Here is a 14,363-nt window from a genome sequence, read left to right on the forward strand (position 1 = left end):
AACTCTTTTCGATTAATGACGACCGTTTGCACGGTTATTTGATTCTAACACTTGATTGTAGGTATTTTCAGCTGTTTGCAAAGATTTACGAATATCTTGACCCGCAAAAATTTGTTGCATCGCATTTTGAATGGCGGTCCGAGCAGGCACCCATCCGTCCACGAAGACACCCGAGTTGGTATTATTAGGCTTGGTGCGAGCCATTTGATTCCCAGAGACTTCCAGCACTGGTGACTTCTTGAAGAGCTTCTTCAGTGTTGGTTCATCCTTGGCATCCTTATTAACAGCTAAGTAGCCGGTCTTGGCCTGCCAATCCGCTTGGACTTTCGGACTAGTCAAATACTTGGTGAATTCCCAAGCCCCGTCTTGAACGGCACTAGGCTTGTCATTCGCGATCCACAGTGCTGCACCCCCAACAGCGATTCCATTGGCCTTTTGACCATTCGGCCGTGGGAAATACGTGACGCCGAGGTCGTTCTTCAAGACTTGATAGAGTTGGCCGGTCTTCGCTGATGACTGCATAAAGATCCCGAGGTGGCCTGACAAGAAAGAAGCTGCTTCATTGGCGGCCGCGTTACCACCAGAACCAAAGTTCATGAAGTCACCGTAATCAATATTTTCTTTGACCCACTTCATGGCATTGATGGCGGCGGGACTCGTAAAGTCGACCTTCGTCGCATTACCGGTGTGGCCGTTATCATGATTAGCAACTGGAACGCCCGCATTGGCCACGAGTTGTTCGAAGAGCCATGAGTAGGCCTCCATGGTCATCCCCTTCACTTCACCATGCGATTTATCATGAATCGCTTTGGCAACCCGCGTGATGTCATCGTAGGTTGGGTCGACAGGCGGTGGCGTAATGCCGTACTTCCGCAACACCGCCTTATTGTAATAGAGGGCAGTCTGAGAGGCGTTGAACGGCATCGCTAATAATTGGTCCTTACGCATCACGATGGCCTTGGCCCCTGGAATAATCTGACTGGCATCATAGCCATCACGGTCGATGAACTTTTGCATCGGTGTGGTAAAACCACTATGATACATCTGACTCGTTGAGATGTCCATCGATTGGAACAACGCCGGTGATGCCGCGGTCCCGTGCGTATTGAGAATCTTTTGAATGACGCCGTTGTAGCCGCCTTCGAATTCAGCGACCACTTCATATTTAGACTGCTGCTGATTAAAGGCTTTGACATAGGCGTCGATTGCCTTTTGGCCGGGTCCCTTCATTTCATGCCAAAAGACGACTTTGATGCGGCCAGTATTGGCTTGCACCTGACTGCGATTATAGGCGAAGGCCCCCAGCGCGAGTACCAGAACAACTAATCCGAGTCCCCATTGCCAGGACCACCGCCATTTGTGCATCATTTTCATCATTTCACTGAGCCCTCGTTCAATCCAGATTTAAAGTAATGTTGCCCCCAGAATAGGACGATTAATGTTGGAATGACGACGATGGCAGCACTGGCTTGGACCAGGCCCCAATTAGTCGCCGTTTCTTCAGAATGCAATTGACGCAGGCCATCTTGCACCGGCCGTAAACGATTCGAGAACGTCGTCAACATTGGCCACAAGTATTGGTTCCAACTTCCTAAGAAACTGTAGGCGGCCAACGTCAATAGACTGATTCGCGAATATGGTAGCGCCACCTTACGATAAAATTGCCAGTGGGATAAACCATCGACATCCGCGGCCTCTTTTAAGTCCCATGGAATCTGTTTGAACGCTTGCCGCAACATAAAAATCCCAAATGCGGAGGTCAAAAATGGAATTACCATCACCGCATAGTGGTCCAACAAGTGCATGGCGCGGACGGTGTGGAAATTAGGAATGACTTCGGCTTCAAATGGCAGCATCATCGTCGCCAGGACCACGTAGAAGAGCTGCTCCCGATACTTAAATTCTAAGAACACAAAAGCGTAGGCCGCGATGGATGCGAAGAACAAGTGTGCAAACATCTGAATTAATGAAATTACCAAACTATTGAACAAATAGCGTAAAATCGGCGTTTTAGTAAAAGCTTCCTGGTAATTCTGCCAAGACATCACCCCGCTCAACGAGCCCTTGGCGATAGCGGTCGTTGGTAGGAAACTCGTCCAAAGTCCTAAGATAAAGGGCAAGATAATGATCAGGGCTAACACGCTGAGCACGAGATACTTTAAGACTAACGCCACCCGCCGCCGAATGATGGCTTGATGGCCTAATGTATTTTCCATTAATAGTTCACCCGCTTTGCTAAAAGTTTGAATTGAACTACCGTAATAGCGGCAATGATGACCGCTAAGACGATCGACTCGGTACTTGCTAAGGCGTAATTACCGTCCACGAAGGCATCTTGATAAATACGATACACGAGTAAATTCGTCGCGTTGGTTGGGCCACCAGCAGTCATCAAATCGATCAAGCCAAAGCTCTTGAAAGCTGAAATCAGGGTGATCACAGCGACGAAGAACAGTGTTGGCGAAATCATTGGTAGCGTAATGTGCAGGAACTGGTAACGTCGATTCGTACCAGCCACATCTGCAGCATCATATAACGTCTTGGGCACTGATTGAAGCGCACCAAAGAAAATCAAAAAAGTAAAGCCCAGGTGCATCCAGACGCTGGTCATGATGACAGCGACCATCGCCCAATGTGGCTCCGTCAGCCAATTAACGGCCGGTAAATGCAGCCAAAGTGCCACTTTGTTGAGAACCCCAATTGACGGATTAAACATGAATAACCAGAAAATGGCTGAGACCGAGACCGAGACCCCCATTGTCGATGTAAAAATCGTCCGAAAGAACTCGATACCCCGCACTTTTTGGTTGGCGACGGCCGCTAACAATAAGCCACCAATCAAGGTAAAGACCGTCACACCAACGACGTAGAGTCCGGTGGCCTGCAAACTGGCCAAGTAACTCTTCGTACGCAACAAATGAATGTAATTTTGGAGCCCGACGAACACGGTCGGTTCCCCAAATGAATTGGTCAAAAAGAGGCTGAGATAAAAGGTCCGTAACATCGGATAAAAGACGAAGATGCTGAGTAACAACAGTGATGGGCCTAAAAACAGCCATGCATAATACTTATCGTTGCGCTTGAGCTCAAAGCTGACCGGTTGGGCCTGTGCCTGGTCGTTGGATTCTGGTGACAGTCCCGGTTTAGGACGCCGCTTAATGGACGGAAACGAATTGATCACTGGTGGCACCCCCTTCTTCTGCAATTAATTGTTCGTGTTCATCAAAGATAAAGACTTTACCACTGACTGTGACCGCAATGCGCTGATCTAGTGGTAGTTGAACTTGTCCAGCTTGGACGATTCGCAGGGCTTTTCCATTGTCAGCCATCGCTTCAATGATCGTCGTCTCGCCTAAAGCTTCCACGTTCACGACGGTCGCATTACCTTCATTTGCGTCAACTGGGGTCGCAATCAATTGATTAGGCCGAATCCCGACCGTGTACGTGCCGACGGTGATTGGCCGTTCTAAGGTCACTTGGAACCCTTCCGCCACTTGTAATTCACGGGTCGCTTTGCTCGACATCGTGGTTGCGGTTAACAAATTGATTTGGGGCGTCCCAAAGAATTGCGCCACAAAATGGTTGGCCGGATGATTGTAGATATCTAACGGCGTATCGATTTGTTGGACATGGTGGTCATTCAAGACCATCACATGGTCAGCCATCGTCATCGCTTCGGTCTGGTCATGCGTCACATAAATCAAGGTCAGGCCTAGCTTTCGCTGTAATTCACGAATCTCAGCGCGCATCCGAACGCGCAGTTGGGCATCCAAATTGGAGAGCGGCTCGTCCATCAAACAAATCTTAGAATCACTGGCAATTGCACGCGCCAGGGCCACCCGTTGTCGTTGTCCACCAGACAATTCACGTGGCTTGCGGTCACGAAAGGCGGTTAAGTTGACCATGTTCAAGGCATCATTGACCCGTTGCTCGATTTCTTCAACGGGCATTTTACGTGCGCGCAATCCGAATGCCACGTTGTCGGCAACGGTTAGAAATGGATACAGCGCATAACTTTGAAAGACCATCGATAACTGGCGGTCCTTTGGTGGTACGGCATTCATCACTTGGTTGTTGATCAGGAGTCGCCCACTTGTGATTGGAATAATCCCCGCAATCATACGTAACAGCGTGCTCTTACCACAACCGGATGGCCCGACAATGACGAACAATTCGCCATCTTGAATCTCAGCATTAACATCGTGCAAGACTGGTTGTTCATTCTTGTCATAGGCTTTCGTGACACTTTGTAACTCAATTCCCATAGTGTTATCCCCTCGCATTACCCTTTGATTTGTCATTAATTTAACTTACTCTTAAATCATGACAGACCAACGTATCAGAACTGTTAGCATAATGTAAAAATAACGTATGGGTTATGTATTTTTTTCATAAACATCATTAAAGTTCAGGTGCCCACTCCCAAATCAAATTCTGGATAGTCGCTCGTTTCAAAGCGTCGCCGACACTTGTCACCAGTCGTAGACACGCAGCGTTTCAACAAAAAAAGAGTGGCAACCATCTCAAATTGAAATGATTGCCACTCTTGAGTGAACAGTAAAGCTAATTTAAATTAAAGTCGGCGCGTCGAACGCTTGGTGAATTTGACCGGTTGCTGGTCTTCGTCGGTTCGAACGACCAACGTATCACACGCGGCGTTGCGAATCACGTAGGCCGCATTGGAGCCAATCAGTACCCGGGCCACATTATTCAAACCGGTCGCGCCAATGACGATTAAATCAGTGCCATAGCGTTCAGGGAGCGTCGTCGCCAGTAACAGCTTGGAATTACCCGAATGCAAATGAACCTGGACATCCGTGACACCCGCATCCACTGCCTGCTGACGGGCCTTTGCGAGGTTGGCTTTCAACATCGTCGTCAGTTCATTCAATGACTGCGGCGTGGTCGCGCCAAAACCCATCGGCCCCTGAGTCAGCCCGATAAACTTTTCAGTATTGATCACCGTCACAATATCCAGCGCGGCCTGTTGCTCAAGAGCAATCGTAATTGCTTTTTTGCAAGGCCAACTGAGATTGGTGACTGGTATCAATGCCCACTAAAATCCGCTGTACGAGACTCATTCGTCGACACTCCTTTCAAATTCATCATTTATCCGTGAACGACACGCATCTGCCGCAACCACTTGGTAGCCGAGCATCAATAACGGCGCTTATTTATCCGTCGCTAAAACGGCGATTGATTCCGCATAAATGGCCATCGCTGCCATTAATTCATCGATTGGCTGGAACTCGTTGGCTTGGTGCATCGTGTCTTCGGTATCAGGGAACAAGGCACCAAAAGCGACCCCACGTGCCATCATCCGGCCGTAAGTCCCACCACCGACGATTTGCGGTTGTGAAGCCGTATCACCGGTCTGACGGCGATAAACGTCCATTAAATCCTTAACGATTGGGTCTTCAGGATCAACATAGTGTGGTACCATGAAATCGCCTTGGCTGACCGTCGCACCAGCTGGTAATTGGGCTTGCACTTTAGCCGTCAAGTCAGCTGGTTCGATGCCCTTAGGATAACGGAAGTTCAAGGTTACTTGGCCACCCTTTTGATGGTCGAAGCTGAGTAACCCTACGTTCATCGTTAAGTCACCCATCACGTCATCCGTAAACGCTAATCCAAGCTCTTTAGCCCGTGAATCATCGTGTAATTTGTGCGCGATGAAGTCGAGGAAGGCAGCCGCATCGTCACCAAACGCATAGTTGGTTAAGAAAGTTGCGAGATAAGTGCCGGCGTTGATGCCGTTACGTGGTTCCATCCCATGCGCAGCCTTGCCGACCACTTCCAACTTGACACCTTCTGGAACGACAGTCAATTCACCAGTGACTGGTTGTTGGTCCAAGAACGCGGTAAAATCAGCCGCAAATTGTTCGTTGTCACTCGTTGACACGATAGCTTCGGCGTCACGTGGTACCATGTTTTCCCGCAAGCCAGCATCGAAGGAAACGAGGTTGAAGTCGCCGCCATCTTCATGGCCGAATTGCAGTTGCAGACTCACATTCCCTTTTTCACCATTGATCAATGGGAACATCGCGTCAGGTGAAAAGCCCAAGGTTGGCGCAGGTTCAACTTCAAAGTACCGTTTCATCCCAGTCCAATTACTTTCTTCGTCCGTCCCAACAATGAACCGAATCTTCTTGTTGAGCTTCAAACCGAGTTCCTTGACGATTTTCAAGCCGTAATAGGCGGCCATTCCGGGACCCTTATCATCAGAAACACCGCGGGCATACATTTTGCCGTCCTTGATGGTTGGTTCGAATGGATCAGTATCCCAACCATTTCCGGCAGGCATTTCATCGACGTGGGCTAAAATTGCTAAGGTTTCATCACCTTCACCGATTTCAGCATAGCCAACGAGGTTATCGATGTTCTTCGTCTTGAAGCCATCCCGTTCGGCAATCGCCAAAAACGTCGTTAACGCTTGTTTAGGGCCTGGTCCAAGTGGGGCGTCATCGGTCGCCTGACTATCATCTCTAAAACTTGGTACCCGGAGCATCGTGGTCAAATCTGCTAAATAATCTTCTTGGTGCTTTGTCGCTTCATTTTTCCAATCAACTGACATGTCAAAATCCTCCCAGATATTCGGTCGCGCACTTCAGCATATTAAAACACAACCACTGTTGTTATCTTAATTTTATCATAGCTCGCGGTAACTTAATAATCGTAAGTAACGGCTTTTGGAAAATGGTATACTCAAAGTATACGCAGGTGCGGCCACCAATGCGACTAAATGCCATCGCAACTGCATTTTGACGTCGCAATATCATCGGCAAACGTGGCCCGTATCTCAATCAAATTTAGAAAGCTGGCAACCTGATGCAACCCATTACAACTGAAATTGTCAGTCGGACGATGATTAAACGGCCGGCTGATTCTTATAAAGGCACTTATGGCCGCGTCATGCTGATTGGTGGCAACCAGAATTTTGGTGGCGCCATCATCATGGCAGCGACGGCCGCAACTTACAGTGGCGCGGGACTCGTAACCGTCGCCACCGACCCAACTAACTTTACGAGTCTGCACGCCCAACTCCCCGAAGCAATGGTCATGGACTATCACCAAACGGATGCCCTGCTCCAACTATTAGCTGGAATGGACGTAATCGTGATTGGACCAGGACTAGGAACGGATACGGTCGCCGATCAATTACTCAGCACGGTGCTGACGGCAACACACGCCCCCCAGCGACTCGTGCTCGACGGCTCAGCGCTCACTTTACTGGCCCAACATTCGCGGGCGCTACCAGCGACTGACATCGTGGTGACGCCTCATCAGATGGAATGGCAACGGTTGAGTGGCATTGCCATCAAGGATCAGACCCCGACCGCCAACCATGACGCCCAACAACGACTCGGCGTGACCGCGGTCGTTAAAGCCCACCGCACAACGGTCTACACCAACGAACGCGTCTGGTTCAATCCGGGTGGCACGCCCGCCATGGCAACGGGAGGGATGGGCGACACCCTCGCCGGTATGATTGGTGGCTTCGTCGGCCAGTTCGACAACTTCACCAATGCTATTTTGAGCGCCGTCTACTTACACAGTGCGATCGCCGACGACCTCGCTGCGACCCGCTACGTCGTCTTACCGCACCAAATCAGCGCCCAGATTCCGCGCTATATGCACCGTTTCAGTCAGGAGACCCCCGCCGAATCCTAGTGCCAATGGGCAACCGGTTGCATTTTTTACAAATGGGTTCACTGACTACAACGAGTCACTCGCAGCCTACTAATCACCTGAACCGGTCGCGTACTGGGCGCCATTTGGGCTCGCATGTTGACACACAGTTTTATCGCTGACAGACTAAAAGGCCGTTTCAAGAATACCCACTTGAAACGGCCTTTTGTCTCTCATTAAAATATCTGACGGACAGCCCGCAGTGTCGTATAGGTCTCTGTACCCGACTTATTCGCCGACTGGTTGATGCGCGTCCGCCTTCAAAGCAGCGACTTCATCGTCCGTCAAAGCGCGATAGTTCCCCGCCAACAAGCCAACTGGCAACGTCAGTGACCCGAATTTGATGCGGCGTAAACCGACGACCCGTTCACCAAGGGTCCCGACCATGCGTTTGACTTGATGATACTTACCTTCATGAATCTTGATTTCAATCATGGTAAAATTCTCAATCTCGTGGAACTGAATGATTTCTGCTTGAGCTGGCTGCAATTCAGTGCCATCCTTTAACGTGATACCGTCATTAAATGCAGCCAGTTGGGCCGCTGTAATCTCACCAGTTACTTCAGCCTGATAAACTTTCGTGACGTGGTGATTGGGCGATAAGAGATCGTGGGACAAAGCGCCATCATTGGTAATCACCAAGATGCCCTCCGTATCCTTGTCCAAGCGTCCGACTGGAAATAAGTCATCGCGGAAATCGGTCGTATTGAAGAGATCCATGACCGTTTTGGCCGAGGCATCTGTCGTCGCCGTAATCACCCCGATCGGCTTGTTCATCACATAATAAAAATATTGTTGATACCGGACCGGCGCGTCGTCTAAAAAGACCGCATCGTTGCCGGGATCAATCTGTTGTTTGCCCGAAATCACAGGTTCGCCATTCGCGGTGATATGACCATCCTTGATCAAGCGCCGCACCTGAGTCCGTGTTCCAATTCGCATTGCATGTAAAAATTTATCTACTCGCATAATTCACCTATTTAATTCTTAGTTTCCGTCGTAAACCGGCTGCCTTGGTCCCAATCATCAAGTCTGCCATCCGTGAGCGCAACGCCAAATAAACGTAGACTGCCCCACCGGCGATAACCGCCAGTGCAACGATCAAGAACGACTGGGTCTTACTATGTTCATTCAAAATGAAGTTTAGACCGTAAACGACCAGCCGTGCAGTGGCGTATGTCAAAATTGAATAGACCAAAATTCGGTTGATTTTTGGCAATAACTTGACGTACCGAATCCCAAAGTTGACTTCCAAATCGTACATTGCCATCAGACTTGCGACCATCATTCCGATTGCAGTCGCCACTAATGGACCAGCCGTCGACAGGAAGTAAATACATGGGAACTGAATAATGATCTTGACCAATAAGCCAATCAGATAGTATCGGATAATGTCCCGATTCCGTGACAAGCCTTGCATCAGCGCTGAAATCACCGTGAAGAACCCGAGGGCAATCGCCGTAAACGCCGAAATCTGTAAAATCAACGTGCCAATCTGGTCGTAACTATAGAACAACGTGTTCAGTGGTTGCGCCACTGCAGCCATCCCTAACGCCCCTGGAATCATGATAAATAGGAACAGGATAATGGAATCTTCCAATTGTTTGCGAATATTACGCATATTATGACTGGCTAACGATTCAGATAAAATCGGAACGACCGTGACCGCAATCGCGGAGGCCAACGACACAATAATCATAACCAGTTTATTGGCGTTAAACGCAAAGTAAGCGTACAAGGTATCGATTTGTTTGCTGCCCAAATGGAAAATGAGCCGCATCATTGGCTGGAACGTCGCTTGGTCCAACAAGTTGAAGACCGTCGTCGCCGTATCAATGACGATGAACGGAATCGCTTGGATAATGATGTCGCGGAACAACTGCCAGACAGGAATCACCAGTTGGTTCTCACTCTGGGCGGCCAGTGCGTTCAGTTCCGGCAGTTTGCGGAAATAGTACCAGCCTAACAGTAAGAAACTCGCTGCCGCACCGACAAAGGCCGCAAACGTGGACTGTGTGACCGCATCGACCCAGTCACCGTGAGCCACGCGCATGATAAAGTAAGTGGCACCCAACATGTAAATGACGCGGAACACTTGCTCCACAAATTGTGAAATTGCAGACGGCGCCATCTGTTGGTACCCCTGGAAAAAACCGCGCGTCAACGACATCGATGGCAAGATGACCAAGGCGATGGCCAGTGCATGTAGAACTGGAATCAAGTTGGCATCGTAGCCCCCGAACGCCGTCGAAATCGCGCCGGCCCCGAACCACAAAATAATCGCGCCAACGATCCCAAACGCGGACGTCAATAACAAACCGCGTTTGAACAACCGCTGACCAACCGCATACTCGTTCATCGCATTATATTCGGAAAGCTGCTTGGAAATCGCGGACGGAATCCCCCCGATAGCAATCAGTAAGAAAAAACTATAAATATTATACCCTTTGGCATAGAGGGCGTTTCCTTGCGTATAATCCGCGCCCATCCAAATCACCCACGGGATAATGTAAATGGCTCCCAGAACCCGTGAAAAGAGGCTCCCAGCCGTCATCCAAGCTGAGCCCCGGACCATCTTTTGGTGCGCTTCAGCTTCGGAGTTCACGTGTGTTGTCTTGGGCTGATTAGCTTTTGATTCCTCAGACATGTTCGTAACCCACTTTCTTAATTCAATCCTAATCATTTTAGATGAAAAACAAGCAAGTTGCAATTCAATTCCAGCCTTATTCCAGAGTTTAACTGAACTTTAATGATACCGAATAACTTGTTACCACTTACGATTGAAAACTGGTGTCCCTTGAATCATGATTCAAATGTGCCAGTTTAGATTCCTGCTCGTCAGCCGAGGCGCGCCATATTCCGACCTCCGGGGCTGGCTGACAACGCTGGAACAGGGCGGACATCGATTTGAACTCACGCAGAAACCCACTGCGCAATTTCAAATACGAGTCTTCTTCTAGCCCGGGAACCCCACCCGGACAAGAAGAATTTCGCCCTTGAGCATTGTCAGCCAGCCCCTCCGGTCGGGAACCCGCTCGAATGGCGGATGAACGACTACCTATCTGGGTACAATTTACCACTGAATATTAGGAGACCGGCCCTTCAGGAAAACTTTCAATTGGTATTGATGATGCTTTGTGTCATTTGTATACTAAAAAGATTTCCTGAACGTTATTCACTAATTTAAATGGTACCGAGTGTTGAAATTAGTCGATAAAATGCCTTCGCTTACAGTTCAAAACTTTGTTATCTCAGACGACTAGAGAAAATTCTGACGAGTTCAGTGAAACTGCTTGTTAGAAGCCTTAAAACATGGATATAAATTTAGCACTTGTTAGAACCAGTCTGACAGTTGACTATCAAAATGACTCTGTATCTAAGGACCAACGACTAATCCAACAAAAAGTTGAGTTCGCACACGTCTGCCTTTCGAATACCATCCCGGCTGGAAGGTATTCTGGGCAAGGCCAAGTAATTTCAGCCGGTGAGGTTCAGACGGGTTGGGACTGAGGATTAGCGGCGAACTTCCGATTGGCGTTCTGGCATAGCTAACCGGAAGTCCCAGTCTGACCTGAACACGTTTCGGCAATATTGCAGCTAACGTGAAAGACCAGTATTTAAGACGTGGGTTGTCGGCTTAAATCTGTGCCCACCACGTTTTGTCCATTGACCAGAATACCTGAAAACCAGTCTAGGACGAACTTATCACGGTAGGTTTACAATAACTCACACTGTTTCCAGTCTTTCTCAGCTGGCGGTTCTTGACCTTAGTAATCGACAGCTCTCAATCATCATCAATACTTAAAAACAAACACATTTTTCTCCCAACACCACCACATCCAGCATAGTAGCGTCGATACCTATTGACCAACGAATGCACCTCTGGCACATGTAAAAGCCGGCGTATTCCAGCCAACGAACCATTGTTCACCGAACAAAGGCGTAGCGAATACCGACTAATGGCACCCGATTCAATCCAAAAAATCGTGGTTCCAACCCCAACGGGTCAGTACCACGATTCATTCAATCTACTTGTAGCGTCATTCAGTCGAACTAGTTAGCAACCACATTGACTAACTTGCCAGGAATAGCGATGACTTTCCGGACAGTCTTGCCGGCAGTGAATTCCTGAATCTTGTCGTCGGCGAGCGCTAATTTTTCAAGCTCGTCTTTGCCCATATCCTTCGCAACCTTTGCGTGGGAACGGACTTTACCATTAACTTGGAGGACCACTTCGACCGTGTCTTCAACCAACTTAGATTCATCATAAGTTGGCCAAGCCGCGTACGTGATGGTATCGTCATGGCCTAATAGTGACCATAATTCTTCACACAAGTGTGGCGCGATTGGTGACAGGAGTTTGACGAATCCTTCAATATAAATGATTGGCAAATCGTCTACCTTGTAGGCTTCGTTCACGAAGACCATCATCTGTGAGATGGCGACGTTAAACCGCATTGCCTCGTAGTCTTCGGTGACCTTCTTGACCGTTTCATTGTAAACCTTAGTGAGTTTACCGTCATTGATGGTCGTGACCCGGTCGCGGACGCGGTTGTTTTCGTCAATCATTAACCGCCAAACCCGTTCGATCCACTTATTGGCACCGTGTAACCCATCGGTACTCCATGGAATTGAAGCTTCCAACGGTCCCATGAACATTTCGTATAACCGCAGCGTATCGGCACCATATTGGTCAACGATGTCATCTGGATTGACCACGTTACCACGTGACTTGGACATCTTTTCGTGGTTGTCCCCAAGAATCATCCCTTGGTTGACTAACTTCTGGAATGGTTCCTTGGTTGGGACAACGCCTAAGTCATACAAGAACTTGTGCCAGAAACGGGCATAGAGTAAATGCAAGACGGCGTGTTCAGCGCCACCGACATACAAGTCAACTGGTGACCAGTACTTCAGCTTGTCATAATCAGCTAAAGCTTCGCGGTTGTGTGGATCAACGTAGCGCAGGAAGTACCATGAGCTCCCCGCCCATTGTGGCATCGTGTTAGTTTCACGTTTACCCTTCCGACCATTTTCGTCGACCACGTTTACCCAGTCATCGATATTAGCGAGTGGGCTTTCACCCGTCCCAGATGGTTCCAGGTTCTTCGTTGCTGGTAAACGTAATGGTAATTCGTCTTCAGGTACCAAGGTCGTCTCGCCGTCTTCCCAGTGAATAACTGGAATTGGTTCGCCCCAGTAACGTTGCCGTGAGAAGATCCAGTCACGTAGGCGGTAGTTGACCTTCTTTTCACCGGCATGATGTTCGCCTAACCAGTCGATCATCTTGTCAATGGCAGGTTGCTTAGCTAGGCCATCAACAAAGCCAGAGTTGATATGTTCACCATCAACCGTGTAAGCTTGTTGGTCATAATCGTTATCACCCGCAATGACCGGTTTGATTGGCAAATCGAACTTCTTGGCGAATTCAAAGTCACGATCATCGTGAGCAGGCACGGCCATGATCGCCCCCGTCCCGTATGAAGCCAGGACGTAATCAGCAATCCAGATTGGTAATTTTTCACCGTTGACTGGATTGATGCCGTAACTACCAGTGAAGACCCCGGTCTTGTCCTTGTTCAAGTCAGTCCGTTCGAGGTCAGACTTGCTAGCGATCTTCTGCTTGTAGGCTTCGATGGCATCCGCTTGTTCGGGCGTCGTCAATTGTTCAACTAAGTCGTGTTCCGGTGCCAAGACCATATAGCTGGCCCCAAATAACGTGTCTGGGCGCGTTGAGAAGACTTCGATTTCCGTGTCTTCTGGTTGGTCGGCTACTTTGAAACGAATCGAAGCCCCAACGGAACGGCCAATCCAGTTGCGTTGTTGTTCCTTGATGTTTTCTGGCCAGTCGATGTCATCCAAGTCATCGATCAACCGGTCAGCGTAAGCCGTGATTTTGAGACTCCATTGCTTCATTGGGACCCGGTAAACGTCATAACCACCACGTTCCGTCTTGCCATCAACAACTTCTTCGTTAGAAACGACGGTCCCGCCCATCATATCAGGCGCCCAGTTGACTAACGTTTCAGATTCATAAGCTAAGCCCTTCTTGTAGAGCTGTTCAAAAATCCACTGCGTCCACTTGTAGTAGCTAGGGTCAGTCGTATTGACTTCGCGGTCCCAGTCATATGAAAAACCAAGTGAGCGAATCTGGCGTTTGAAGTTTTTGATGTTCTTGGCCGTAAAGTCCTTCGGGTTGTGGCCCGTCTTGAGCGCATATTGTTCTGCGGGAAGGCCGAATGCATCCCACCCCATTGGATGTAAGACGTTGTAGCCCTGCATCCGCTTGAACCGTGACATAATATCCGTCGCGGTATAGCCTTCTGGATGTCCAACGTGTAACCCTTGGCCCGATGGGTATGGGAACATGTCTAAGGCGTAATACTTCTTCTTATCCGTTGTGTCGAGTGTTTTGAAGGTTTTGTTTTTCTTCCAATAATGTTGCCATTTGCGTTCAATGACTTTATGGTTGTATGCCATAATGGTGCCCCTTTCTTGCTGCCTTGTATGTAAAGCTAGCATTGCGACGGTGAGATGAGCTGTCGGTTGCGTATCTGCGAATACCCGTTAAAAAACAAAAAAATCCTATAAGCCAATTATGCTTATAGGACGAAAACGGGTTCCGCGGTACCACCTATGATTCCACGTTACCGTGGCTTCTTGGGAATCTTAAC

General features: G+C 48.8%; 10 protein-coding genes and 1 other annotated feature (1 of these 11 running past the window's edge). Of the genes, 1 reads left to right on the plus strand and 9 read right to left on the minus strand.

The features are described 5' to 3' along the window. Window positions 1-12: 12 nt before the first annotated feature. From KGF70_RS02945 to pepV, 6 genes are all read right to left on the minus strand, one after another. On the minus strand, window positions 13-1,377 hold the full coding sequence (locus KGF70_RS02945) for an ABC transporter substrate-binding protein (RefSeq protein ID WP_050340233.1): 1,365 nt from the start codon (window positions 1,375-1,377) through the stop codon (window positions 13-15). Further along, complete coding sequence (locus KGF70_RS02950) at window positions 1,374-2,216, minus strand: carbohydrate ABC transporter permease (protein WP_216769622.1); 843 nt, start codon at window positions 2,214-2,216, stop codon at window positions 1,374-1,376. The genes KGF70_RS02945 and KGF70_RS02950 overlap by 4 nt, the downstream gene beginning before the upstream one ends. Next, entirely contained in the window at window positions 2,216-3,181 is a 966-nt protein-coding gene (locus KGF70_RS02955; RefSeq protein WP_088769734.1) for a carbohydrate ABC transporter permease, read from the minus strand. Before KGF70_RS02955 ends, KGF70_RS02950 begins: the two co-directional genes overlap by 1 nt. Continuing rightward, complete coding sequence (locus KGF70_RS02960; RefSeq protein WP_216768457.1) at window positions 3,156-4,265, minus strand: ABC transporter ATP-binding protein; 1,110 nt, start codon at window positions 4,263-4,265, stop codon at window positions 3,156-3,158. The genes KGF70_RS02955 and KGF70_RS02960 overlap by 26 nt, the downstream gene beginning before the upstream one ends. Window positions 4,266-4,573: 308 nt before the next feature. Continuing rightward, window positions 4,574-5,050, minus strand: a complete 477-nt coding sequence (locus tag KGF70_RS02965; RefSeq protein ID WP_253954807.1) for a universal stress protein — start codon at window positions 5,048-5,050, stop codon at window positions 4,574-4,576. A gap of 120 nt (window positions 5,051-5,170) precedes the next feature. Then, window positions 5,171-6,574, minus strand: a complete 1,404-nt coding sequence (pepV, locus tag KGF70_RS02970) for a dipeptidase PepV (RefSeq protein WP_021336284.1) — start codon at window positions 6,572-6,574, stop codon at window positions 5,171-5,173. 254 nt (window positions 6,575-6,828) lie between these two features. On the opposite strand from pepV, the gene KGF70_RS02975 reads away from it, so the two are divergent. Continuing rightward, window positions 6,829-7,671, plus strand: a complete 843-nt coding sequence (locus KGF70_RS02975) for an NAD(P)H-hydrate dehydratase (RefSeq protein ID WP_216768456.1) — start codon at window positions 6,829-6,831, stop codon at window positions 7,669-7,671. 246 nt (window positions 7,672-7,917) lie between these two features. On the opposite strand, the gene KGF70_RS02980 is transcribed toward KGF70_RS02975, so the two are convergent. The 3 genes from KGF70_RS02980 to leuS all read right to left on the minus strand — a co-directional run bounded on the left by KGF70_RS02980 (window position 7,918) and on the right by leuS (window position 14,169). Further along, window positions 7,918-8,658 carry a pseudouridine synthase gene (locus KGF70_RS02980; RefSeq protein ID WP_216768455.1) on the minus strand — a complete coding sequence of 247 codons (741 nt, stop codon included), beginning with the start codon at window positions 8,656-8,658 and terminating at the stop codon, window positions 7,918-7,920. Between the two features lie 7 nt (window positions 8,659-8,665). Next, a complete protein-coding gene (locus KGF70_RS02985; protein WP_216768454.1) occupies window positions 8,666-10,336 on the minus strand; it encodes a polysaccharide biosynthesis protein in 1,671 nt (556 codons plus the stop codon). A gap of 1,406 nt (window positions 10,337-11,742) precedes the next feature. Next, entirely contained in the window at window positions 11,743-14,169 is a 2,427-nt protein-coding gene (leuS, locus tag KGF70_RS02990) for a leucine--tRNA ligase (protein WP_216768453.1), read from the minus strand. 122 nt (window positions 14,170-14,291) lie between these two features. Continuing rightward, window positions 14,292-14,363 (minus strand) — a binding site (T-box leader) (it continues 139 nt past the right edge of the window).

The sequence above is a fragment of the Lactiplantibacillus sp. 7.2.4 genome (genome assembly GCF_018991185.1).
Lineage (GTDB): Bacteria > Bacillota > Bacilli > Lactobacillales > Lactobacillaceae > Lactiplantibacillus > Lactiplantibacillus pentosus.

What these genes read in the sequence shown, in the direction of transcription:
- KGF70_RS02945 (WP_050340233.1), bottom strand. Translation starts at nt 1,377, where the DNA reads ATGATGAAAATGATGCACAAATGGCGGTGGTCCTGGCAATGGGGACTC.
- KGF70_RS02950 (WP_216769622.1), bottom strand. Translation starts at nt 2,216, where the DNA reads ATGGAAAATACATTAGGCCATCAAGCCATCATTCGGCGGCGGGTGGCG.
- KGF70_RS02960 (WP_216768457.1), bottom strand. Translation starts at nt 4,265, where the DNA reads ATGGGAATTGAGTTACAAAGTGTCACGAAAGCCTATGACAAGAATGAA.
- pepV (WP_021336284.1), bottom strand. Translation starts at nt 6,574, where the DNA reads ATGTCAGTTGATTGGAAAAATGAAGCGACAAAGCACCAAGAAGATTAT.
- KGF70_RS02975 (WP_216768456.1), top strand. Translation starts at nt 6,829, where the DNA reads ATGCAACCCATTACAACTGAAATTGTCAGTCGGACGATGATTAAACGG.
- KGF70_RS02980 (WP_216768455.1), bottom strand. Translation starts at nt 8,658, where the DNA reads ATGCGAGTAGATAAATTTTTACATGCAATGCGAATTGGAACACGGACT.
- KGF70_RS02985 (WP_216768454.1), bottom strand. Translation starts at nt 10,336, where the DNA reads ATGTCTGAGGAATCAAAAGCTAATCAGCCCAAGACAACACACGTGAAC.
- leuS (WP_216768453.1), bottom strand. Translation starts at nt 14,169, where the DNA reads ATGGCATACAACCATAAAGTCATTGAACGCAAATGGCAACATTATTGG.